Origin of the sequence: Staphylococcus sp. acrmy, from assembly GCF_022690565.1 — a bacterium.
In the GTDB taxonomy this organism is placed as follows: domain Bacteria; phylum Bacillota; class Bacilli; order Staphylococcales; family Staphylococcaceae; genus Staphylococcus; species Staphylococcus caledonicus.
Genome location: NZ_JALCVE010000003.1, coordinates 74,889 through 95,308, shown reverse-complemented (window position 1 = coordinate 95,308; position 20,420 = coordinate 74,889). Strand labels below are relative to the sequence as shown.

Sequence of the window (20,420 nt, the reverse complement as noted above, 5' to 3'; positions counted from 1 at the left end):
ATGTTGTGTTACGTCAATCATCATGTCAAACAGGCAGTTGAAAATATTCCTACTTTAGAACTTCATAGTACGTTTACATTTAGAGATTTATTAGGGCATGAGCATTATGATTCATTAGAAGCTTCGGAACAAGAATTTGTTGAATTTAAATTTCACGAAATAATACTTAGAGGAGAAGTCATGAACGTTGCTCTAGATAGTGCATCACTAGGGGATAACTCCTTATATAAAAAGTTATACTAAAAAAATAACCGAAAACGAATATCCTTAAAAAAGCTCGCAATTTTAAAGAAATAAAAATAGCCAGGGAAGATACTAACTCCCTGGACTATTAAAATTATTGATAAGTTTTATTTTAAATGTTGTGTGTATTCGAGATTTTTAACTCTTTCACGGGCAACTTTAACTTGATCTAAACTTACTTTTTTGTGATAATTTCTCACATTTTCTTCTATTTGTTCAGGAGAACTAGCGCCTACAATAATTGAGCCAAGTGCATCATGAGATTTTAAATATTCAAATGAAAGGGCACTCAAATTACTTTCAATTTCTTTAATAGAGGCAATTGTTTCACCTAAATCATGATGATTATAGTCAAAGATACCTTCATTAAATTTATTATCTAAAGCCTTAACACTATTGGAAGTTAGTAATCCTTTAAATACTGGACCACGTGCTAAAACTTTAACATTATGAGCGTGTATATCATTTAATAGTTTTTCTGGTCGATTATCGATGAGATTAAATTGAGACATAATTGTTTCAATTTCACTATGTTTTAAATAATAATCGATGACATTAGGGCGAATTGATGAGATACCATACGCTTTAATAATACCTTCTTGTTTTAATTCATTAAATGCACTAATCGTTTCATCTAATGGATCATCAATTGTGCCTCCATGCAGTTGATATAAATCTAAATGGTCTAACCCGAGACGTTTTAAAGATCCCTTAACGCTCTCTTTAATATGTTTTTTTGAAGGATCCCAAGTTGTACCACCATCTTCTGTTGGACGATTTCCAACTTTTGTACCAATAACAATATCATCTCTATTTTGATATTTTTTTAGTGCTTTACCCACGATTTCTTCATTTGTTCCTCTGTCATATATATCAGCGGTATCAAAATAAGTAATACCATTTTCAATTGCACTTTCGATAATTGGTTCAGCCTCTTGATAATTAGTTCCTAAACTCATACAACCTAAACCTAGTTCTGAAATTTCGATGCCACTCTTTAAAATATTTTTTTGCATGTCCAATCTCCTTTCGATACACTTTAGGTAACGCATTTATCTTATCAATTAATATAACGAATTAAAAGGGACGTGAATTAAATGGAATTTAATGAAAAGACTTTTGATAGAACAGTAATTTATAACGGTAAAATTATCGATTTAGAAATACATGATGTAGAGCTACCGGATGGCAATACTTCTAAACGCGAACTAGTTTATCACAATGGTGCTGTCGCAGTTTGTGCAATTACACCTGAGAACGAAGTACTGTTAGTTGAACAATATCGTAAACCTGTTGAAAAACCATTATTAGAACTACCAGCTGGTAAATTAGAAGAAGACGAAGAAAGAGAAGAAGCAGCGAAACGTGAATTAGAAGAAGAAACAGGCTATATTGCAAAAGATTTAGAGTTAATTACAAATATGTATGGGTCACCAGGCTTTTCAAATGAAAAATTAACGATTTACTTTGCAGATCAATTAAGTGAAGGCACACTAAATCTTGATGACGACGAATTTGTGGAATTACATAAAGTTCCTGTTAAAGATATTAAAGCCTTACTTGATAGTAACGAAATTGAAGATGCTAAAACTATCATTGGATTACAACATGTATTATTAAATTATAATCATTCTAAATAAGAATGGCTTACGACTTGCTTTTTAGCGAAAATATTGGTAATTTAGTAATTGAAATATTTTCAAATTAAAATGATTATAATTATTAATAGAGGAGTGTCGCTCCCATGGAAGAACGATTAAATAGAGTAAAACAACAATTACAACAATCTTCATATAAATTAACACCTCAACGTGAAGCAACAGTGCGTGTCTTAATTGAAAATGAAAAGGATCATCTTAGTGCAGAAGATGTTTACTTAAAAGTAAAGGATAAAGCGCCTGAAATAGGTTTAGCCACTGTTTATAGAACTTTAGAATTACTTGCCGAACTAAAAGTAGTTGATAAAATCAACTTCGGTGATGGCGTGGCTCGTTTTGACCTTAGAAAAGAGGGCGCTAAACACTTTCACCACCACTTAGTATGCATGGAATGTGGTAAAGTAGATGAAATTCATGAAGATTTATTACCTCAAGTAGAAGAACGTGTAGAATCTGAATACAATTTCAAAATTTTAGACCACAGATTAACATTTCATGGCGTTTGTGCCGAATGCCAAGCTAAAAAAAATCAATAAAGAATTGATTGGTGAGACAGGATGATAAAGGTTCATGTAAAGATTGAAACTTAAAAAGTTAAACATGAATCCTTTTCTATTCCTTTTCTGAAAAATAGAGGTGTTGTTATGGATACAATTATCGAAGAATATTTAAAATTTATTCAAATAGAAAAAGGGTTAAGTGAGAATACAATTGGTGCTTATCGTCGAGATTTAAATAAATATAAAACATATATGTCAGAACATAAAATCGCACATATAGATTTTATCGACCGTCAAACAATCCAAGAATGTCTAGGCCATTTAATCGATGAAGGTGCTTCCTCAAAATCAATTGCCCGTTTTATTTCTACAATACGCAGTTTTCACCAATTTGCATTACGTGAAAAATATGCAGCTAAAGATCCTACTGTGTTAATTGAAACACCTAAGTATGAAAAGAAACTCCCAGACGTACTAGAAGTTGATGAAGTACTTGAACTTTTAGAAACACCAAATCTAAATAAGAATAATGGTTATCGAGATCGCACAATTCTTGAATTATTGTATGCGACTGGAATGCGTGTTTCTGAATTAATTCGAATAGAAATTGAAGATATTAATTTAATTATGGGGTTTGTAAAAGTGTTCGGTAAGGGGAATAAAGAACGTATTATCCCTCTTGGTGATACAGTTATTGAATACTTAGACACTTATATTAATAACGTTCGACCGCAATTATTAAAGAACACCGTCACTAACGTATTGTTTCTAAATATGCATGGCCGACCTTTAACACGTCAAGGCATTTGGAAGATTATTAAACAATATGGTTTACAAGCGAATATTACTAAAACGTTAACGCCTCATACGTTAAGACATTCATTTGCCACTCATTTACTTGAAAATGGGGCTGATTTACGTGCGGTTCAAGAAATGTTAGGTCATTCAGATATATCCACAACACAATTATATACACACGTTTCAAAAACCCAAATTAGACAAATGTATAATCAATTTCATCCTAGAGTGTAAGTAAAAAGAGGCTAAAACTCTTAAACACTGGTTGACTAAGATATGGGTGTATTAAATCTAATGCCTTTCTTTTATGTCGCCATATCGGGGCGAGACAATGAAATCTTTGTAAAATATTAGATTTCTGTCTCGTCTCTTTTTCTATGTTTATTTAGAAGTGCTTGTTGTCTAGCTTCTACAACTTCTCTTCTATCTCTTAACAAATGGTGATGTACAATGTAATCTTCTCTCACTGGTAAGTGTTTAAATTCATAATCTGGATAAACTTTATATATTAACTTTTCCATATAATTAGTCACAGGTAAATATACAGGTATAAATGTATGGTGATTCATTACATTATCGATTTGTTTTTCTATTAAATTAATATAGTCCTTTTCTTTTAAACCTATATCTGCTTTATCTGACGCTTGTTGAAAAGTAAGTAATGCCTTTTGGAAACTTTTCAAAGCGCCTTTAAAATTATGTCTTCTAAAATGATACATCGCAGTTGAAAATAGGATTAAACTTACAATAGCATCCTTTTTGGAAAAAGATGGGTTCATCTTCCAAGCCTCTTCTAAGATATCATGGCAGAGAAAATAATGTTGATGCTTATGAAAATGATAATAGAAATTTATTAATGCTTGTTCCAATCTACATCATCCTTAATTTAAATGTTTATGATATTCATGCTATAATACTCTAGTGAATTATGCACGTTATAGAATTTTTATGAGGACGATAACTATGTATGAAGTAAAATTAGATGCCTTCAACGGCCCGTTAGATTTGTTACTACACTTAATACAGAAATATGAGATTGATATTTATGATATTCCTATGAAGTCTCTAACTGAACAATACATGCAATATATCCATGCGATGAAACAGCTTGAAATTAATGGGGCGAGTGAATACTTAGTCATGGCTTCTGAATTATTAATGATTAAAAGCAAACTATTATTACCACAACAAGAAATGGACGATGAAATTGTTGAAGATCCAAGAGAAGAGTTAGTTGGACGTTTAATAGAATATCAAAACTATAAGCAATATACGGAATTACTTAATGATATGAAAAAAGAACGTGAATTATACTTCACTAAACATCCCACCGATTTATCACATTTAGAAAAAGACGCAACATGGGATGCAAACCAAACAATTGATTTAACCGAATTAATTGTAGCGTATCAAAGAGTGAGAAATAGAGTAGCGATTAACACGCCTAAATCAGTTGAAATTACAAAAGAATCGTTTACCATTCAACAAGCTACTGAAAAGGTTTCACTTCAATTACAAAAACAGTCATCTTTCAATTTCTTCAGTTTGTTCACATTTCATGAACCGATAGAGCAAGTAGTAACACATTTTCTCGCTATACTTGAAATGTCTAAATCTGGTCTCATTAATATAGAACAATCAAAGAATTTTGATGACATCAACATCATCAGAGGAGTGAATTTTAACATTGGATAATAAGGGAATTATAGAATCATTACTTTATACAGCCGGTGACGAAGGTCTTGAAGAGAAACAACTCATTGAAATTCTTGATATAGATAAAGAAGCACTAGATAAATTGATTTCATCTTATGATTCTACGGGGCTTACCATTCAGAAATTTGGTTCTACTTATATTTTAACTTCAAAAAAAGAAGCCGCTTCCTATATAGAACAACTAATTGAACAAAAAGCAAATATGAAACTCTCTCAAGCTGCGATGGAAACTTTATCCATTATTGCCTATAATCAGCCTTTAACCAGAAGTGACATAGAACTGATAAGAGGTATTAATTCTGATGGTGCGGTACGTACTTTAATTGCTCGTGGTCTGATTGAAGCTAAAGATGTTGAAAGTTCACGTAGTCATCTTTTACAAACAACTGATTTATTTTTAAATGTATTTGGTATTGAAAAAATAGAAGATTTACCTACAACTGAAGAAGATGAAGAAGAAATGGAAGACTTCTTCAGTAACCTTGTAAATCAAAAAGGAGATTCAAAATGAGCAAAGAATTAGAAAGACTTCAAAAACGAATTGCAAATAGTGGTTATACGTCACGAAGAAAAGCAGAAACTTTAATAACTGAAGGTAAAGTTAGAGTGAATGGTGAAGTTGTAACCGAATTAGGTACCAAAGTAAAACCTTCAGACAATGTAGAAGTTGAAGGGATTAAAATTGAACAAGAAGATAAAATGTATATTTTATTCTACAAACCTACTCAAGTTATTACGAGTGTTTCTGATGATAGAGGCCGTAGAGTAGTTACAGACTATTTTGAGGACTTAGAAACTAGAATTTATCCAGTCGGTCGTCTTGATTATGATACATCAGGTTTATTATTACTTACAAATGACGGTGAATTCACAAATCTAATGACTCATCCAAGATACCATATTCAAAAGAAATACGTCGCTAAATTAAAAGGCTACCTAATGCGTGAAGAAGTTAAAGCATTAGAAAATGGTATTGAATTAGAAGATGGCATTACACAACCCGCTCAAGTTAAAGTAAAAAAACAAGATAAAGAAAGAAACACAACGCTTGTAGAAATTACTATTAGCGAAGGACGTAATAGACAAGTAAGACGTATGTTTGAGCATTTTGGCCATAAAGTAGATAAATTAACACGTATTGAGTTAGGAAACCTAGATCTTAAAGGTTTAAATGCTGGAGAAGGTCGTGTCTTAACTCCTCATGAAGTTAAAGTTTTAAGACATATGGCAGAAAACGGTAAATAATTAGCTATATAACTGAAAATAAGTTTTAGCAATTACGCTTGCTAATTTTTTCACAAAGTATATCTTTAGATAAAGCTTTCACTAGTTCTATATGCTATAATAAATGGAGTAAAGAGCATGTGTAGGAGGTAAAAAGCAAAATGACGAAAGAAATATTAATTGTAGACGATGAAGATAGAATTAGAAGATTATTAAAACTATACTTAGAAAGAGAATCGTTTACTATTCATGAAGCAAGTGACGGTAAAGAAGCTTATGATCTTGCCATTGAAAATGACTATGCGTGCATTCTTTTAGATTTAATGCTTCCTGAAATGGATGGAATTGAAATGGCATCTAAATTGCGTGAGCATAAGAACACTCCAATTATTATGCTTACTGCAAAAGGCGAGGAAACGAATAGAGTTGAAGGATTTGAATCTGGTGCTGATGATTATATTGTCAAACCATTTTCACCTAGAGAAGTGGTCCTTAGAGTTAAAGCTTTATTACGTAGAACTCAATCATCTCAACCAGAACAAAGTGAACCTCATGCAAGAGACGTTATTGAATTTAATCACTTACTTATTGATAACGATGCACATTTTGTCTTAGCGGATAATCAACAAGTTAACTTAACACCTAAAGAATATGAACTACTTATCTATTTAGCTAAAACACCAAATAAAGTATTTGATCGTGAACAGCTGCTTAAAGAAGTATGGCATTATGAATTTTATGGTGATTTAAGAACCGTGGATACGCACGTTAAGCGTTTAAGAGAAAAACTAAATCGCGTTTCTGCTGACGCAGCTCATATGATTCAAACAGTGTGGGGCGTTGGTTACAAATTCGAGGTAAAATCTAGTGAAGAACCGACTAAATAGTGTCGTCATAAAACTGTGGTTAACTATTTTATTTATAGTAACGACAGTTTTAATTTTATTAAGTGCTGCTTTAATCACCTTTATTCAATATTACTATACTCAACAAACTGAAAATTCAATTCGAGAAGATGCGTCAAGGATTAGTCATCTCGTCGAGAAAGCTGATAATAAATCTCTTGCTATTAAACATAGTCAACAACTGATTGATGGTTCAGGTGGCGTCATTATAATGACTAACAAAGATACGAAGGCTGATCATTCAAACAGTGAGACTAAAAATAAAATGCTCCAAGAAATACATAATAATGGTCACTTTAAGCAAGTATTTTCACAGGGCAAATCAGCAACCCAGAACGTAACTATTAGAGAAAACGGAAATTCACATTCATACATTTTATTAGGTTATCCAATGCAAGCACAAGATAACGCTAATTCTAAATATAGTGCTGTATTTATTTTCCAAGATTTAAAATCTATAGAAGATACTAATAATGCGATAACAATTATTATCTTAATTACCGCAATCATTTTCTTAGCTATCTCAACTATATTTGCGTTCTTTTTATCAAATCGTATAACTAAACCATTGAGAGAGTTAAGATCACAAGCTATTAATGTATCAAAGGGAGATTATTCTCAAAAAACGACGGTCTCTACAAAAGACGAAATCGGAGAACTTTCTCATACCTTCAACCATATGAGCCATGAAATCCAGGAAAACATTGAAGCATTATCAACACAAAAAAATATTCGAGATAGTTTGATTAATTCAATGGTGGAAGGCGTTTTAGGTCTAAATGATAATAGAGAGATCATTTTATCTAATAAAATGGCTGATGATATCATTCCTACAATTGATAATAATACTTACCAAGAAATCGAAAGACAAATTGAAAAGACCTTTAAATCTAAAGGTACAGAATTTAATGAATATGAATTTAACTCTAAATACTATGTATTTATTATGAGTTATATCGAGCGAATTCAACAAGACGGGCGTAGTGGCATTGTAGTGATTATCAGGGATATGACAAATGAACATAATCTTGACCAAATGAAGAAAGATTTCATAGCTAATGTATCACATGAACTACGTACACCAATTTCATTATTACAAGGCTATACCGAATCAATTGTTGATGGTATTGTTACAGAGCCAGAAGAAATAAGAGATTCATTATCCATTGTTCTTGATGAAACTAAGCGTCTTAATCGATTAGTAAACGAATTATTAAATGTGGCACGCATGGATGCTGAAGGCTTGACGGTAAACAAAGAAGTTCAGCCAATTCAAACACTTCTTTCAAAAATACAAATGAAATATCGTCAACAAGCATTGGATTTAGAATTGGATATGAATTTATCGCCAGAGGTTGGTAATGAACTTTGGTATTATGACGCCGATCGTATCGACCAAGTTCTCACTAACTTAATCGATAACGCGACACGTTATACTAAACCAGGTGACTCAATTACTATCACTACATCTTCAACTGAGGATGATCAAATACTATATATCAGTGATACTGGTAGTGGTATAGCGCCAGAGCATCTAGAACTTGTATTTGACCGTTTCTACAAAGTAGAGGGTTCTAGAACAAGAGGTAAACAGGGAACAGGCTTAGGATTATTTATTTGTAAAATGATAATCGAAGAACATGGTGGTTCAATTTCTGTTCAAAGTGAAGTTAATGAAGGCACAACATTTATTATCCGATTACCTAAGCCACAAACAATATCTTAAACACTATTGTATTATAATAAGACCGTTTAAACTTTTTAATTACTTAATTAATTGGTTTAAACGGTCTTCTTTTAATTGAGCAACAGTATTGCACAATTCATATGCTTCATGTAAGATTTAAATAAATAATTATACAATTCATCTTCGGGGTAGGGTGCAAGTCCCAACCGGCAGTAAATTAAGCCTGCGACCCGCTTCTTATGAAGTGGCTGATTCAGTGTAAATCTGAAGCCGACAGTATAGTCTGGATGGGAGGAGATGGAGGTTTTTTGTTGCGCAAATTATCTCCAATTCTATGTAAGATGAATGGAAGGAGAAAATTTAATATGCAACAAAACAAACGTCTTATTACTATAAGTATGTTGGGGGCAATCGCGTTTATCCTAACGTTTATTAAATTTCCATTGCCATTTTTACCGCCATACTTAACACTTGATTTTAGTGATGTGCCTACATTGCTAGCTACATTTATATTAGGACCAATGGCTGGTGTAATAGTAGCGCTTATCAAAAATATTCTTAACTTTTTATTTAATATGGGAGATCCAGTTGGCCCTGTGGCTAACGTTTTAGCTGGCATAAGTTTTCTACTTTCAGCTTATTATGTAAGTAAACGTGTACGTTCTAATTCTAATCGTTCATTAATTATTGGTTTAATAGTTGGTACAGTTGTTATGACAATCGTACTTAGTATCCTTAATTACTTTGTACTATTACCTCTATATGGCATGATTTTTAATTTAGGTGATGTAGTTGGTAATCTAAAAATTATAATTTTATCTGGCATCATTCCATTTAATATTATTAAAGGTATTGTTATTTCAATCATATTTGTACTATTATATGAACGTTTAAGAAAAGTTATCAAATAAAATATTATATAAACCTATTCTAGTTTAAAGAACGTGAAAAAGTGTCGATACTATAAAAGGCTTAGAGACGATTTATAAAACAATCATATCTAAGCCTTTATTGTTGGGTTATATCCCAATTCCAAAATATATATGGTACAATTCAATCATAGATTTTATTCGAATTTTAATGCATCACCATCAAAAGGTTCTTCTTCAATCTTAATTGAATCTGTTGGACAACCATCAAGAGCATCTTCCATATCTTCATATAATTCTTCAGGTACTTCAGCAGTACCTTGATTATCATCAAGGATTACGAAAGCAATACCTTCGTCGTCATAATCATAAATGTCCGGCGCTGCAGCACCACACGCACCACATGCTATGCATGTATCCATATCAACGATTGTATACTTCGCCAATTTCTTCGCCTCCTTTGATAAAAATGTTACACTAGTATAACAAATGTTAACTAAGTCTTCGATTATTTAATTTATTATTTTACAGTTTCATAAAGTGAGGATTCACAAATGCATTCAATCATTTCATATGCATCAACGCATGCATTTAAATATAAAACTGATAAAAGTATCTATAATATTTTAAGTGGTAAAAAAACACACCAAACGTTTTTTGATGCTTGTTCTCAACAACTTTTATCATTATATCATAGTTTTCCTAAATTAAAATATCCGTCTTTTGAGCGATTTATTACAGAAAAGACAAATGAAAATATAAAAATTAAAATTCATCCACGCTATACATATGATAGTCTTATCAATACTTTTAATGGTATTCAATTGTTAGCTCAGTCCATTTCACATTACTTGAATGACCATTTAGACTTTACTCCCGTTTCTCAACATATGATGGTTCAACAAAAAGTAAAGCAACTTTATGCAGAAATTATTCAAAATGATTTATTTACTCATTTTCAAGATGAAATTAAACGTCTTTTTACAATCATTGATCAAAATAATGAACATCATTGCTACTTACATTATTATCTTCAAGGTTATGAAGAATCAATGTACACAAGACAACAGGTCAGTTTAATTGAAGGTGTGCCTTTTAAAGAGCTTTTTGTATTTGAGCTTAATAATTTGGTAGATATGATGTTTGCTATCGAATCTAAAGAGGATTTTCCTTTATTATCTAAATTAATTATATTGCCGTCTTTATTAAATAAAACTGCACTTTCATATCAACAATTAGCTCAAGGCTTATCGATGGAAGAAATAGCAGTTACCCAAGATGTGAAACTTAACACAGTAGAAGATCATGTTCTAGAGTTGTTTATTAAGGGTTATTACCAAAATTATCAACATTATATTCCTTTTGATGTAGTGAAAAATTTCGAAATATTTTATTTAGATCATAGAGGCGAAAAATTAAAAGTATTTAAAGAAGCGTTTAATGAATTATCTTACTTTCAAATTAAATTAATAATTGTAGGTATAGAGAGAGGGGATATCTATGCTTGAAGACAAGCTAAAAGAATGGTTTGGCTATGACACCTTTAATCCTGGGCAGAAAGAAATTATTCAAAATGTACTAAATCAACAACATACACTAGGTATTTTACCAACCGGTAGTGGTAAAAGTTTGTGTTATCAATTTCCAACTTATATGAAACAACAACCAACATTAATTATTTCACCTTTAATTTCTTTAATGGATGATCAAGTTACACAACTAAAATCACAAGGTGAGAAATTAATTTCATGTATTCACTCAGGCATGGATGAGTATGAGAAGAAAGCAAATATTGACATGCTAAATCAAAGTCGTTTTATATATTTAAGTCCAGAATTTATTTTACAACCTAGCAACTTTAAATTAATAAAACATTTATCGTTTGGATTGATAGTTTTAGATGAAGCCCACTGCTTATCAGAATGGGGATATGATTTTAGACCTCACTATGCTTTAATTGGCCAAATTACACGTCATTTCAATACCGCAACTATTTTGGCACTTACTGCAACAGCACCTCCACATTTATCAAATGATTTAGAAATGATTTTGTCTACTAAATTGAAAATTATAAAGACAACTATGAATCGTGATAATATAGCATTTTCTCATATTAACTTTGATAATGATGAAGGAAAAATATCATGGCTACTCAAGTTTATAGCGCATTCTGGTCCTACTATTATTTACGTGTCATCTAAGAAAATATGTTTAGAACTTGCAAAACTAATATATCAACATGGTTATTTAACCGGCATTTATCATGGCGACTTGTCTTATCAAGAGCGTCACACTGTACAGTATCAATTTTTTAATAATTTTATACCTATTATTGTGGCAACCAATGCTTTTGGTATGGGGGTGAATAAAAAAGATATTAGAACAATTATTCATTACCACTTAGCAACCAGTCCTTCAAATTATCTACAAGAAATAGGCAGGGCTGGTAGAGATGGTCAACCAAGCCAAGCAATTAGTTTATATCAACCTGATGATAGTTACATTCTTGAGACTTTACTATTTAATGACGCAATCATGCCAGAAGATATAGATGCATATCAATTAGGCGCATTTCTACCACCTAACAAACAAGAAATGTTAGATGTCTTAGCATTAAATTATACTACCCAACAACTTAAGACTATTTTTGCTAATTCATTACAACGTAAAAAAAGAAATTATCAACGCATGTTAGGTTATACAACTTTAGATCAATGCAGAAGAAGCTATCTTTTAGAATTTTTCGGTGAAATACCAGATAAGCCGAAGAATTGCTGTGATATAGATTCAAACTTAAGCAATATATCGAAATTTAATAGAAAAAAAGTAAAACGCAAATTAACTTATACTGAAAAACTAGAAAATTTGTTTAAAGTAGAATAGCTTTTCTTTACTTAAATATTTTATACAGGATATAATAAAATCACTGAATGTTTTACAAGAAATATCAAAAATGATACATATTTAACACTTATCAGGGTATAAAGTATGTGTTATTAAAATAAACAATATGAAAGGATGTTGACCGTGTCTAAAAACAACTTTAAAGATGACTTTGAAAAGAATCGTCAATCGATAGATTCTGATGACCAAGTCGATCAAGTGACGAATCATTCTGATGATAACGTTGATAATGTTGACAATCAATCAGATCAGCAATTCCCACCTAGAAACTCACAAAGACGTCAAAGAAGACGTAACCAAGCTACTCATCGTAATAAAAAATTTAATGACCAACAAAATGAAAATATAAATGAAGGTTCATTAGATGATCGTTATGATGAAGAATCATTTGATGATTTACATAATAATCGAAACGAAAGAAATTCAACAAACTTAAATGAAGACGACGTTCGAAATGATGAACATCGCCGTCCTTCTAGAAAAGATAATCGTGACTTAGACGAAGAAAAGTATCAAGATGCTAAAGCTTCCAAAAGAGATGACTATGATACTAAACGACACAACAAACATGATGACGATGACCGTTTAGTTGATGGTAAAGACGCTGCTATTGCTGGAGGCGCAGGCGCCACTGGTGCAGCTGGTGCTTCATATGCAGCTAAAGACAAAGGTAAACATCGTAAAAATGATCGTTTAGATGATAATACTCCACGCGATTCTCGTCACAATACTAAAGATGATGTTGATCAACGTTATGAAGATAAACATCATGTAGACAATGATGAGCGTCATGAAAATTTAAATGACTCACGTGATTCTCGTAAAAAAGGAAGTAAAGGTAAAAAGGCCGCAGTAGCTGGCGCAGGAGTTGCTGGAGCTGGAGCTGCTGGCGCGGCCGCTGCTAAACATAAAAATAAACATTCTCACGACGATGATTTAAATCATCGTGACAACAATCATCGTCATGATAACCACAAAGACGATTATCGTGATGATCACCGTGATAATCATCGTTATGATGACAATGATGGATTCCAAGCACACAATGGTAAAAAGAAACGTGGCTTAATGGGTATTTTACTACCACTTATAGCATTATTATTAATTTTAGCTGCATTAGCTATCTTCATAGGCATGTATTTAAATAATGACCATAAAGATAGGAAACAAAGTGATAATAAAACTGAACAAACTACTAATAAATCTGATGATAAAGACAGCAAAGATAAAGCATCTAGCGATAGCGATAAAGATAAATCTAGCGATAAAGCTTCAAAAGATGATAGCGACAAAGACAAAGCATCTAGCGACAGTAACTCATCTGATAAAGATAAATCTAGTGATGACAACAGTTCTAATTCATCTGATAAAGCAACAACTTCTGGTTCTTCTTCAGAAGATAGTAACGCTAATGATTCAGATAACAGTTCTAATGATTCATCTAATGGATCTAATAGCGACAATAATGCTAATTCACAAGCTACTAATAATAACAGTACACAAAGCAATAATAATAACAATAGCCAATCTAGTAACTCTTCATCAGGCGGACAAACTCACGTAGTTTCTGGCAATGAAAACTTATATAGAATTGCTATTCAATACTATGGTGAAGGTACTGTTGAAAACGTCAATAAATTAAAACAAGCTAATGGTTTATCAAGTAATAACATTACTAATGGTCAAAAATTAGTTATTCCTCAATAATAATTATTTGAGTTTTGGCCTAGGCGATACGTTGAAATCTAAGAATTAAATTAGATTTCGATGTCTCGCTTTTTTTATTTAATATGCACTTTCCTCTCCATATTTTCATCAATTTATGTTCAATTAGAAATTCAAAAGTTATTTCTATTTAGAATTAAAGTATGAACTGCTATAATATATGGGTGATTAAAGGAGGCCAATGACATGCAAACCATAGAAAGTATAATTATCGGCGGAGGCCCATGTGGTTTAAGTGCTGCAATTGAACAAAAGAAAAAAGGGATTAAAACTTTAGTTATTGAAAAAGGGAACGTTGTGGATGCGATTTATAAATATCCAACACACCAAACATTCTTTTCTTCAAGTGACAAGTTAAGTATAGGGGATATTCCTTTTATAGTAGAGGAGAGTAAGCCACACCGTAACCAGGCACTCGTTTACTACAGAGAAGTTGTAAAACATCACAACTTAAATGTGAATGCTTTTGAAGAAGTACTAACGGTTAAAAAAATTGATAATAAATTTACGATTACAACTACAAAAGATGTATACGAATGTAAGTTTTTAACAGTGGCGACTGGTTATTATGGTCAACATAATACATTAGAAGTTAAAGGGGCTGAATTACCTAAAGTACAACACTATTTTAAAGAAGCTCATCCATACTTCAATCAAAATGTGACCGTTATCGGTGGTAAAAACTCTGCAGTAGATGCTGCACTAGAATTAGAAAAAGCAGGCGCTAATGTGACTGTGTTATATAGAGGTGACCGTTATTCTGCAGCTATCAAACCTTGGATTTTACCTAATTTTGAATCATTAGTAAATCACGAGAAGATTACGATGGAATTTAATGCCAATGTAACCGAAATCACTGAGAATAGTGTGTTTTATGAAAAAAATGGCAAAGTCATTGAAATTCCAAATGATCATGTGTTTGCGATGATAGGTTATCATCCAGATTATGATTTCTTAAAATCTATTGGTATTGAAATTAATACTAATGAATTTGGTACTGCGCCCGTCCACAATAAAGAAACATTTGAGACAAATGTAGAGAATTGCTATATCGCAGGTGTCATTGCTGCTGGTAATGATAATAATAGTATCTTCATTGAAAATGGGAAATACCACGGTGGTATCATTACTCAAAGCATATTAAGTAAAAAACAGACGCCTTTAGAAAGTTAAATATAAAAAAGCGAGAATACTTGAGACTGAGCCATACTTATTTTGTGCTCTTGGAAACCGACAAACGGTATCTAAATCTCAATTGTTCTCGCTTTATTTTTTAAAATTGTTCTTCAAAATATTGTTTTAATATACCTGTATCTAAATGGTTACTTAGAGCTACTAATAATTTCAAACGCGCTTTAGGACCATTTAAACCATTAGAAAAAATCAATCCTTTTTCTGCTAGCGTGTAGCCGCCGCCTTCATACGCATAAACTGGACTAACGATACCATTAAACGACCTTGAGACAAGCACAATAGGTATATCTTTATTTAAACATGCCTCAATCCCATCTAAGCAACTAGGTGGCAAATTACCTTGTCCTAGCGCCTCTATCACTATACCGTCTACTTCTTGTTCAGCATAAAAATATAAAACATCGCTTTGCATGCCTACATATGCTTTAAGTAATGGCACGTACAACTCATTACTTATTTTGGAAAATGATTTTTGGTGATAGGGTTGATTATAAAATTGCACTTTATCTTTAGTAAGAATACCTAAAGGACCTTGATTAGGACTTTGAAAAGTATTGATATTAGAAGTGTGTGTTTTAGTTACATTTCTTGCAGTATGTATTTCATCATTAAATACAACCATTACTCCATTGTTGCGTGCTTGATCTGCTGAAGCTACACGTACGGCAGAAATAAAATTATAAAGACCATCTGACCCAATTTCATTAGAGGAACGCATAGCTCCAGTAATGACTACTGGCGCTTCAATATCTAATAATAAATCTAATAAGTAAGCAGTCTCTTCTAAAGTATCTGTACCATGTGTAATCACAAAACCAGAGTATTCTTCGGTACTAATCGACTGCATAATAATGTCCCTAAGTTCAATAACATGTTTTAGCGTAATATGAGGAGAAGGAACATTAAAAGGGTGAATTTCATCTACTTCTGCATATTGTCTAATAACATCTTTATGTAAAGAAATAGGATTAACTTCATTTGTTACCACTTGATTAAATTGATTTTGAGACATACTAATCGTTCCACCAGTATGTATAACGAGAAGACGCTTCATTAAATTCCTCCTATTTTTAAATTACATATTTATGATAAAATAATACAAATAAAACAACAAGGAAGGATATAAATTTTATGGACTCAATTAATATAGCTTTGGACGGACCTGCAGCTGCAGGAAAAAGTACTATAGCACGACAAGTAGCTAGTAAACTATCAATGATTTATGTAGATACCGGGGCCATGTATCGAGCATTAACATATAAATATTTACAACAAAACCGTCCAGAAGATTTTCAAGAACTTGTTGACCAAACTACTTTAGAATTAACTTATGATAGTTCAAAAGGTCAACGTATCATCTTAGACAACGAAGATGTAACTGATTTTTTACGTGAAAATGATGTCACTCAAAATGTTTCTTATGTAGCTTCAAAAGCACCAGTACGTACATTTGCAGTAGAAAAACAAAAAGACTTAGCCGCTAAAAAAGGTATTGTTATGGATGGCAGAGACATAGGGACGGTAGTACTTCCTGATGCTGATTTAAAAATCTATATGATTGCTTCAGTAGAAGAAAGAGCTGAACGACGCCAAAAGGAAAACGAAAAAAGAGGTATACCTTCAACACTGTCACAATTAAAAAAAGAAATTGAAGATCGTGATCAATACGATATGAATCGAGAAATTTCTCCTTTAAGAAAAGCTGAAGACGCTATAACAATTGATACAACAAGTAAAACAATTGAAGAAGTTACAGAAGAAATTATGGCGTTAGTCAAAAATCTTTAGAAATTACATTAAAGCTATTTAGAATATTTTGCGTTTTATTTTATTTAAAGTGCGAATTGTTTTAAATAGCTATTTTTGTTCGATATAATTGATGTTAGAAACAAATAGTCACTTCTAAATCTTATATGCATTCCCGAGTTACAATATAAATTGAAATTATAAATTGCAGTATTAATTACTCAATATTAAATAAACAAAGCGATTGATAGCTTTCATCAAAACTTATGAAGCTAAAGGGGAATGTCTTGACAATTCTGTCAGTTTATAAGATGTTATTATTATGTAGTGTATAAGGAGGCAAACAAGATGACTGAAGAATTCAATGAATCAATGATTAACGACATTAAAGAAGGTGACAAAGTCACTGGCGAAGTTCAACAAGTTGAAGATAAACAAGTCGTAGTTCACATTAATGGTGGTAAATTCAATGGGATAATTCCTATTAGCCAACTTTCAACTCATCACATCGAAAATCCTAGTGAAGTTGTAAAAGAAGGCGACGAAATTGAAGCATATGTGACTAAAATCGAAATCGATGAAGAAAATGACTCAGGTGCTTACATTTTATCTAAACGTCAACTTGAGACTGAAAAATCATATGAATATTTACAAGAAAAACTTGATAATGGAGAAGTAATTGAAGCTAAAGTTACTGAAGTTGTTAAAGGTGGCTTAGTTGTAGACGTTGGCCAACGTGGCTTCGTACCAGCTTCACTAATTTCAACTGATTTCATTGAAGATTTCTCTGTATTCGATGGACAAACAATTCGTATTAAAGTTGAAGAATTAGATCCAGAAAATAACAGAGTCATTTTAAGCCGTAAAGCTGTAGAACAAGCTGAAAATGATGTTAAGAAATCATCATTATTAGAATCACTTAACGTTGGTGATGTAATTAAAGGTAAAGTAGCACGCTTAACAAACTTTGGTGCTTTCGTTGATATCGGAGGCGTTGATGGTTTAGTACACGTGTCTGAACTTTCTCACGAACATGTTGACTCTCCAGAAAACGTAGTTTCTGTAGGTCAAGAAGTAGATGTAAAAATCAAATCAGTTGAAAAAGATGCAGAACGTATTTCACTATCTATTAAAGATACGCTTCCTACACCGTTTGAAAGCATTAAAGGTCGTTTCCATGAAGACGATGTTATTGAAGGTAAAGTTATGCGTTTAGCTAACTTTGGTGCTTTCGTGGAAATCGCACCTGGTGTTCAAGGTTTAGTTCATATTTCTGAAATTGCGCATGAACACATTGGTACTCCTGGCGAAAAATTAGAACCAGGCCAACAAGTTAATGTTAAAATTTTAGGAATTGATGAAGAAAATGAACGTATTTCATTATCTATTAAAGCTACGTTACCTAAAGGTGACCTAATTGAAAGTACAGATGCGACAACTCGTTCTTATCTAAATAATGATTCTAACGAAGATAATCCTACTTTAGGAGACGTATTTGGCGATAAATTTAAAAACTTAAAATTTTAATTAATTGCAATATAACTTTTAAGATTAGAGCCTAGGGCATTTATAGTGAAATGTTCTAGGCTCATTTATTTGGTTCATATTGATTAGAGAAGATTAAAACAAGAATGTTTAGAATTTGAGTAGAATCATAACGATATCTGTCGAGAATCTTGCTTTAGAGACATCATTTAACGGTTTCCCAGAGCATAAATTACTAATGTCTTAATCTTTTCTAGTTAATCAAACCGAGCGGGAGTGTGAAATCATACTAGTTAAATTTGATTTCTATCCTGCTCTTATTTTCTTTATACATATTGTATTCAATTGGTAATGCTCAAGTCATACTTATATACTTAGTTTTAAAACATAAACGCATATGATAAAATTATAGAGATTTTAGAAAGAGAGGAAGTTAACTTATGACTAAACCTATTGTAGCTATTGTAGGCAGACCGAACGTAGGGAAATCTACAATATTTAATAGAGTAGTAGGTGAACGTGTATCAATCGTTGAAGATACTCCTGGTGTAACACGTGACCGTATATATTCATCAGGCGAATGGTTAACACATGAATTCAACATTATTGATACTGGTGGTATAGAAATTGGAGATGCTCCTTTTCAAACACAAATTAGAGCACAAGCAGAAATTGCCATCGATGAAGCAGACGTTATTATCTTCATGGTTAATGTACGTGAAGGTTTAACACAAAGCGATGAAATAGTTGCTCAAATGTTATATAAATCTAAAAAACCTGTTGTCTTAGCTGTTAACAAAGTCGATAACCCTGAAATGAAGAGTGATATATTTGATTTTTACTCACTTGGATTTGGCGATCCATATCCTATATCTGGTTCACATGGTCTAGGGCTAGGAGATTTATTAGACGCAGTTGTTCAACATTTTAAAGAAGAAACTGAAGACCCATATGATGAAAATACGATACAATTATCTATAATTGGACGACCAAATGTAGGGAAATCAAGTTTAGTTAACGCCATCTTAGGTGAAGAACGTGTCATCGTATCTAACGTTGCCGGAACTACTAGAGATGCTGTCGATACTGAATATAGTTATGACGGACAAGATTATGTATTAATCGATACTGCTGGAATGCGGAAAAAAGGTAAAGTATATGAATCGACCGAAAAGTATTCAGTACTACGTGCATTAAAAGCAATTGAACGATCTAACGTAGTATTAATTGTCATTGATGCCGAAGAAGGTATTATAGAACAAGATAAACGTGTGGCTGGTTATGCACATGAAGAAGGTAAAGCAATTGTTATTGTAGTGAATAAATGGGATACAGTAGATAAAGATAGTAATACAATGAAAAAATTTGCAGACGACGTACGAAATCAATTCCAATTTTTAGATTATGCGCAAATTGCGTTTGTTTCAGCCAAAACAAGAACACGTCTTCGTACGCTATTCCCTTATATAAACGAAGCGAGTCAAAATCACAAAAAACGCGTAAAAAGTTCTACATTAAACGAAGTGGTAACTGATGCGATTTCTATGAATCCTACTCCAACAGATAAAGGACGTCGTTTAAATGTTTTCTACACTACACAAGTAGCAATAGAACCTCCTACATTTGTTGTATTCGTAAATGATGTTGAATTAATGCACTTCTCTTACAAACGCTATCTTGAAAATCAAATTAGACACGCTTTTGGATTTGAAGGCACGCCGATTCATATCATTCCAAGAAGAAGAAACTAAAAAGGAGACTTAACT

General features: G+C 32.2%; 21 protein-coding genes and 1 riboswitch. Of the genes, 17 read left to right on the top strand and 4 right to left on the bottom strand.

From position 1 onward, the window contains the following. Positions 1 to 243: a hypothetical protein gene (locus tag FH144_RS03950; protein WP_242313820.1), complete on the top strand. Its 243-nt coding sequence runs from the start codon at positions 1 to 3 to the stop codon at positions 241 to 243. Positions 244 to 350: 107 nt separating this feature from the next. Here the strand turns inward: FH144_RS03950 and FH144_RS03945 are convergent, their stop codons facing one another. Further along, on the bottom strand, positions 351 to 1,259 hold the full coding sequence (locus FH144_RS03945; protein WP_242313818.1) for an aldo/keto reductase: 909 nt from the start codon (positions 1,257 to 1,259) through the stop codon (positions 351 to 353). Between the two features lie 81 nt (positions 1,260 to 1,340). Between FH144_RS03945 and FH144_RS03940 the strand changes: the two genes are divergently transcribed. From FH144_RS03940 to xerD, 3 genes are all read left to right on the top strand, one after another. Further along, the gene (locus FH144_RS03940) at positions 1,341 to 1,883 is read left to right on the top strand and encodes an NUDIX domain-containing protein (RefSeq protein WP_242313816.1); all 543 of its coding nucleotides are present in this window, start codon (positions 1,341 to 1,343) and stop codon (positions 1,881 to 1,883) included. A 104-nt stretch (positions 1,884 to 1,987) separates the two neighbouring features. Beyond that, positions 1,988 to 2,437 carry a ferric iron uptake transcriptional regulator gene (fur, locus tag FH144_RS03935; RefSeq protein WP_107508373.1) on the top strand — a complete coding sequence of 150 codons (450 nt, stop codon included), beginning with the start codon at positions 1,988 to 1,990 and terminating at the stop codon, positions 2,435 to 2,437. Positions 2,438 to 2,545: 108 nt separating this feature from the next. Further along, positions 2,546 to 3,433 carry a site-specific tyrosine recombinase XerD gene (xerD, locus tag FH144_RS03930; protein ID WP_242313813.1) on the top strand — a complete coding sequence of 296 codons (888 nt, stop codon included), beginning with the start codon at positions 2,546 to 2,548 and terminating at the stop codon, positions 3,431 to 3,433. 116 nt (positions 3,434 to 3,549) lie between these two features. Here xerD and FH144_RS03925 read toward each other — a convergent pair whose 3' ends face one another. Next, on the bottom strand, positions 3,550 to 4,068 hold the full coding sequence (locus tag FH144_RS03925) for a DUF309 domain-containing protein (RefSeq protein ID WP_107508371.1): 519 nt from the start codon (positions 4,066 to 4,068) through the stop codon (positions 3,550 to 3,552). Positions 4,069 to 4,162: 94 nt separating this feature from the next. Here FH144_RS03925 and FH144_RS03920 point away from each other — a divergent pair, with 94 nt between their 5' ends. From FH144_RS03920 to FH144_RS03895, 6 genes are all read left to right on the top strand, one after another. Beyond that, entirely contained in the window at positions 4,163 to 4,894 is a 732-nt protein-coding gene (locus FH144_RS03920; protein ID WP_107508370.1) for a segregation and condensation protein A, read from the top strand. Next, positions 4,887 to 5,426: an SMC-Scp complex subunit ScpB gene (gene scpB, locus FH144_RS03915; protein ID WP_242313811.1), complete on the top strand. Its 540-nt coding sequence runs from the start codon at positions 4,887 to 4,889 to the stop codon at positions 5,424 to 5,426. The genes FH144_RS03920 and scpB overlap by 8 nt, the downstream gene beginning before the upstream one ends. Next, the gene (locus FH144_RS03910) at positions 5,423 to 6,160 is read left to right on the top strand and encodes a pseudouridine synthase (RefSeq protein ID WP_242313810.1); all 738 of its coding nucleotides are present in this window, start codon (positions 5,423 to 5,425) and stop codon (positions 6,158 to 6,160) included. The genes scpB and FH144_RS03910 overlap by 4 nt, the downstream gene beginning before the upstream one ends. A 140-nt stretch (positions 6,161 to 6,300) precedes the next feature. Beyond that, a complete protein-coding gene (locus FH144_RS03905; protein WP_242313807.1) occupies positions 6,301 to 7,026 on the top strand; it encodes a response regulator in 726 nt (241 codons plus the stop codon). Further along, positions 7,007 to 8,770 (top strand): ATP-binding protein, encoded by a 1,764-nt coding sequence (locus FH144_RS03900; protein ID WP_242313805.1) that lies wholly within the window; start codon positions 7,007 to 7,009, stop codon positions 8,768 to 8,770. The genes FH144_RS03905 and FH144_RS03900 overlap by 20 nt, the downstream gene beginning before the upstream one ends. A gap of 136 nt (positions 8,771 to 8,906) precedes the next feature. Then, positions 8,907 to 9,034, top strand: a riboswitch (FMN riboswitch). Positions 9,035 to 9,096: 62 nt separating this feature from the next. Next, complete coding sequence (locus FH144_RS03895; RefSeq protein WP_242313802.1) at positions 9,097 to 9,642, top strand: ECF transporter S component; 546 nt, start codon at positions 9,097 to 9,099, stop codon at positions 9,640 to 9,642. Positions 9,643 to 9,797: 155 nt separating this feature from the next. On the opposite strand, the gene FH144_RS03890 is transcribed toward FH144_RS03895, so the two are convergent. Then, entirely contained in the window at positions 9,798 to 10,046 is a 249-nt protein-coding gene (locus FH144_RS03890; protein WP_103167061.1) for a ferredoxin, read from the bottom strand. Positions 10,047 to 10,154: 108 nt separating this feature from the next. Here FH144_RS03890 and FH144_RS03885 point away from each other — a divergent pair, with 108 nt between their 5' ends. The 4 genes from FH144_RS03885 (at position 10,155) to ypdA (ending at position 15,402) form a co-directional block, all read left to right on the top strand. Beyond that, entirely contained in the window at positions 10,155 to 11,108 is a 954-nt protein-coding gene (locus FH144_RS03885; RefSeq protein ID WP_242313800.1) for a helix-turn-helix domain-containing protein, read from the top strand. Then, positions 11,101 to 12,483 (top strand): RecQ family ATP-dependent DNA helicase, encoded by a 1,383-nt coding sequence (locus FH144_RS03880; RefSeq protein ID WP_242313798.1) that lies wholly within the window; start codon positions 11,101 to 11,103, stop codon positions 12,481 to 12,483. Before FH144_RS03885 ends, FH144_RS03880 begins: the two co-directional genes overlap by 8 nt. Before the next feature lie 144 nt (positions 12,484 to 12,627). Further along, complete coding sequence (gene ebpS, locus FH144_RS03875; protein WP_242313796.1) at positions 12,628 to 14,211, top strand: elastin-binding protein EbpS; 1,584 nt, start codon at positions 12,628 to 12,630, stop codon at positions 14,209 to 14,211. Positions 14,212 to 14,415: 204 nt separating this feature from the next. Next, positions 14,416 to 15,402: a bacillithiol disulfide reductase YpdA gene (gene ypdA / locus FH144_RS03870; protein ID WP_107508361.1), complete on the top strand. Its 987-nt coding sequence runs from the start codon at positions 14,416 to 14,418 to the stop codon at positions 15,400 to 15,402. Between the two features lie 100 nt (positions 15,403 to 15,502). On the opposite strand, the gene FH144_RS03865 is transcribed toward ypdA, so the two are convergent. Next, positions 15,503 to 16,477: an asparaginase gene (locus tag FH144_RS03865; protein ID WP_242313794.1), complete on the bottom strand. Its 975-nt coding sequence runs from the start codon at positions 16,475 to 16,477 to the stop codon at positions 15,503 to 15,505. A gap of 77 nt (positions 16,478 to 16,554) precedes the next feature. Here FH144_RS03865 and cmk point away from each other — a divergent pair, with 77 nt between their 5' ends. The 3 genes from cmk (at position 16,555) to der (ending at position 20,405) form a co-directional block, all read left to right on the top strand. After that, the gene (gene cmk, locus FH144_RS03860) at positions 16,555 to 17,211 is read left to right on the top strand and encodes a (d)CMP kinase (RefSeq protein WP_107508359.1); all 657 of its coding nucleotides are present in this window, start codon (positions 16,555 to 16,557) and stop codon (positions 17,209 to 17,211) included. 306 nt (positions 17,212 to 17,517) lie between these two features. After that, positions 17,518 to 18,696 carry a 30S ribosomal protein S1 gene (rpsA, locus tag FH144_RS03855; RefSeq protein ID WP_107508358.1) on the top strand — a complete coding sequence of 393 codons (1,179 nt, stop codon included), beginning with the start codon at positions 17,518 to 17,520 and terminating at the stop codon, positions 18,694 to 18,696. Positions 18,697 to 19,094: 398 nt separating this feature from the next. Then, complete coding sequence (gene der / locus FH144_RS03850) at positions 19,095 to 20,405, top strand: ribosome biogenesis GTPase Der (protein ID WP_107508357.1); 1,311 nt, start codon at positions 19,095 to 19,097, stop codon at positions 20,403 to 20,405. The last annotated feature ends 15 nt before the right edge of the window (positions 20,406 to 20,420 follow it).

Bases quoted from the DNA above. Each gene is read 5' to 3' on its own strand.
- FH144_RS03950 (WP_242313820.1), top strand. From the start codon at position 1: ATGTTGTGTTACGTCAATCATCATGTCAAACAGGCAGTTGAAAATATT.
- FH144_RS03945 (WP_242313818.1), bottom strand. From the start codon at position 1,259: ATGCAAAAAAATATTTTAAAGAGTGGCATCGAAATTTCAGAACTAGGT.
- FH144_RS03940 (WP_242313816.1), top strand. From the start codon at position 1,341: ATGGAATTTAATGAAAAGACTTTTGATAGAACAGTAATTTATAACGGT.
- fur (WP_107508373.1), top strand. From the start codon at position 1,988: ATGGAAGAACGATTAAATAGAGTAAAACAACAATTACAACAATCTTCA.
- xerD (WP_242313813.1), top strand. From the start codon at position 2,546: ATGGATACAATTATCGAAGAATATTTAAAATTTATTCAAATAGAAAAA.
- FH144_RS03920 (WP_107508370.1), top strand. From the start codon at position 4,163: ATGTATGAAGTAAAATTAGATGCCTTCAACGGCCCGTTAGATTTGTTA.
- FH144_RS03910 (WP_242313810.1), top strand. From the start codon at position 5,423: ATGAGCAAAGAATTAGAAAGACTTCAAAAACGAATTGCAAATAGTGGT.
- FH144_RS03905 (WP_242313807.1), top strand. From the start codon at position 6,301: ATGACGAAAGAAATATTAATTGTAGACGATGAAGATAGAATTAGAAGA.
- FH144_RS03895 (WP_242313802.1), top strand. From the start codon at position 9,097: ATGCAACAAAACAAACGTCTTATTACTATAAGTATGTTGGGGGCAATC.
- FH144_RS03885 (WP_242313800.1), top strand. From the start codon at position 10,155: ATGCATTCAATCATTTCATATGCATCAACGCATGCATTTAAATATAAA.
- FH144_RS03880 (WP_242313798.1), top strand. From the start codon at position 11,101: ATGCTTGAAGACAAGCTAAAAGAATGGTTTGGCTATGACACCTTTAAT.
- ypdA (WP_107508361.1), top strand. From the start codon at position 14,416: ATGCAAACCATAGAAAGTATAATTATCGGCGGAGGCCCATGTGGTTTA.
- FH144_RS03865 (WP_242313794.1), bottom strand. From the start codon at position 16,477: ATGAAGCGTCTTCTCGTTATACATACTGGTGGAACGATTAGTATGTCT.
- cmk (WP_107508359.1), top strand. From the start codon at position 16,555: ATGGACTCAATTAATATAGCTTTGGACGGACCTGCAGCTGCAGGAAAA.
- rpsA (WP_107508358.1), top strand. From the start codon at position 17,518: ATGACTGAAGAATTCAATGAATCAATGATTAACGACATTAAAGAAGGT.
- der (WP_107508357.1), top strand. From the start codon at position 19,095: ATGACTAAACCTATTGTAGCTATTGTAGGCAGACCGAACGTAGGGAAA.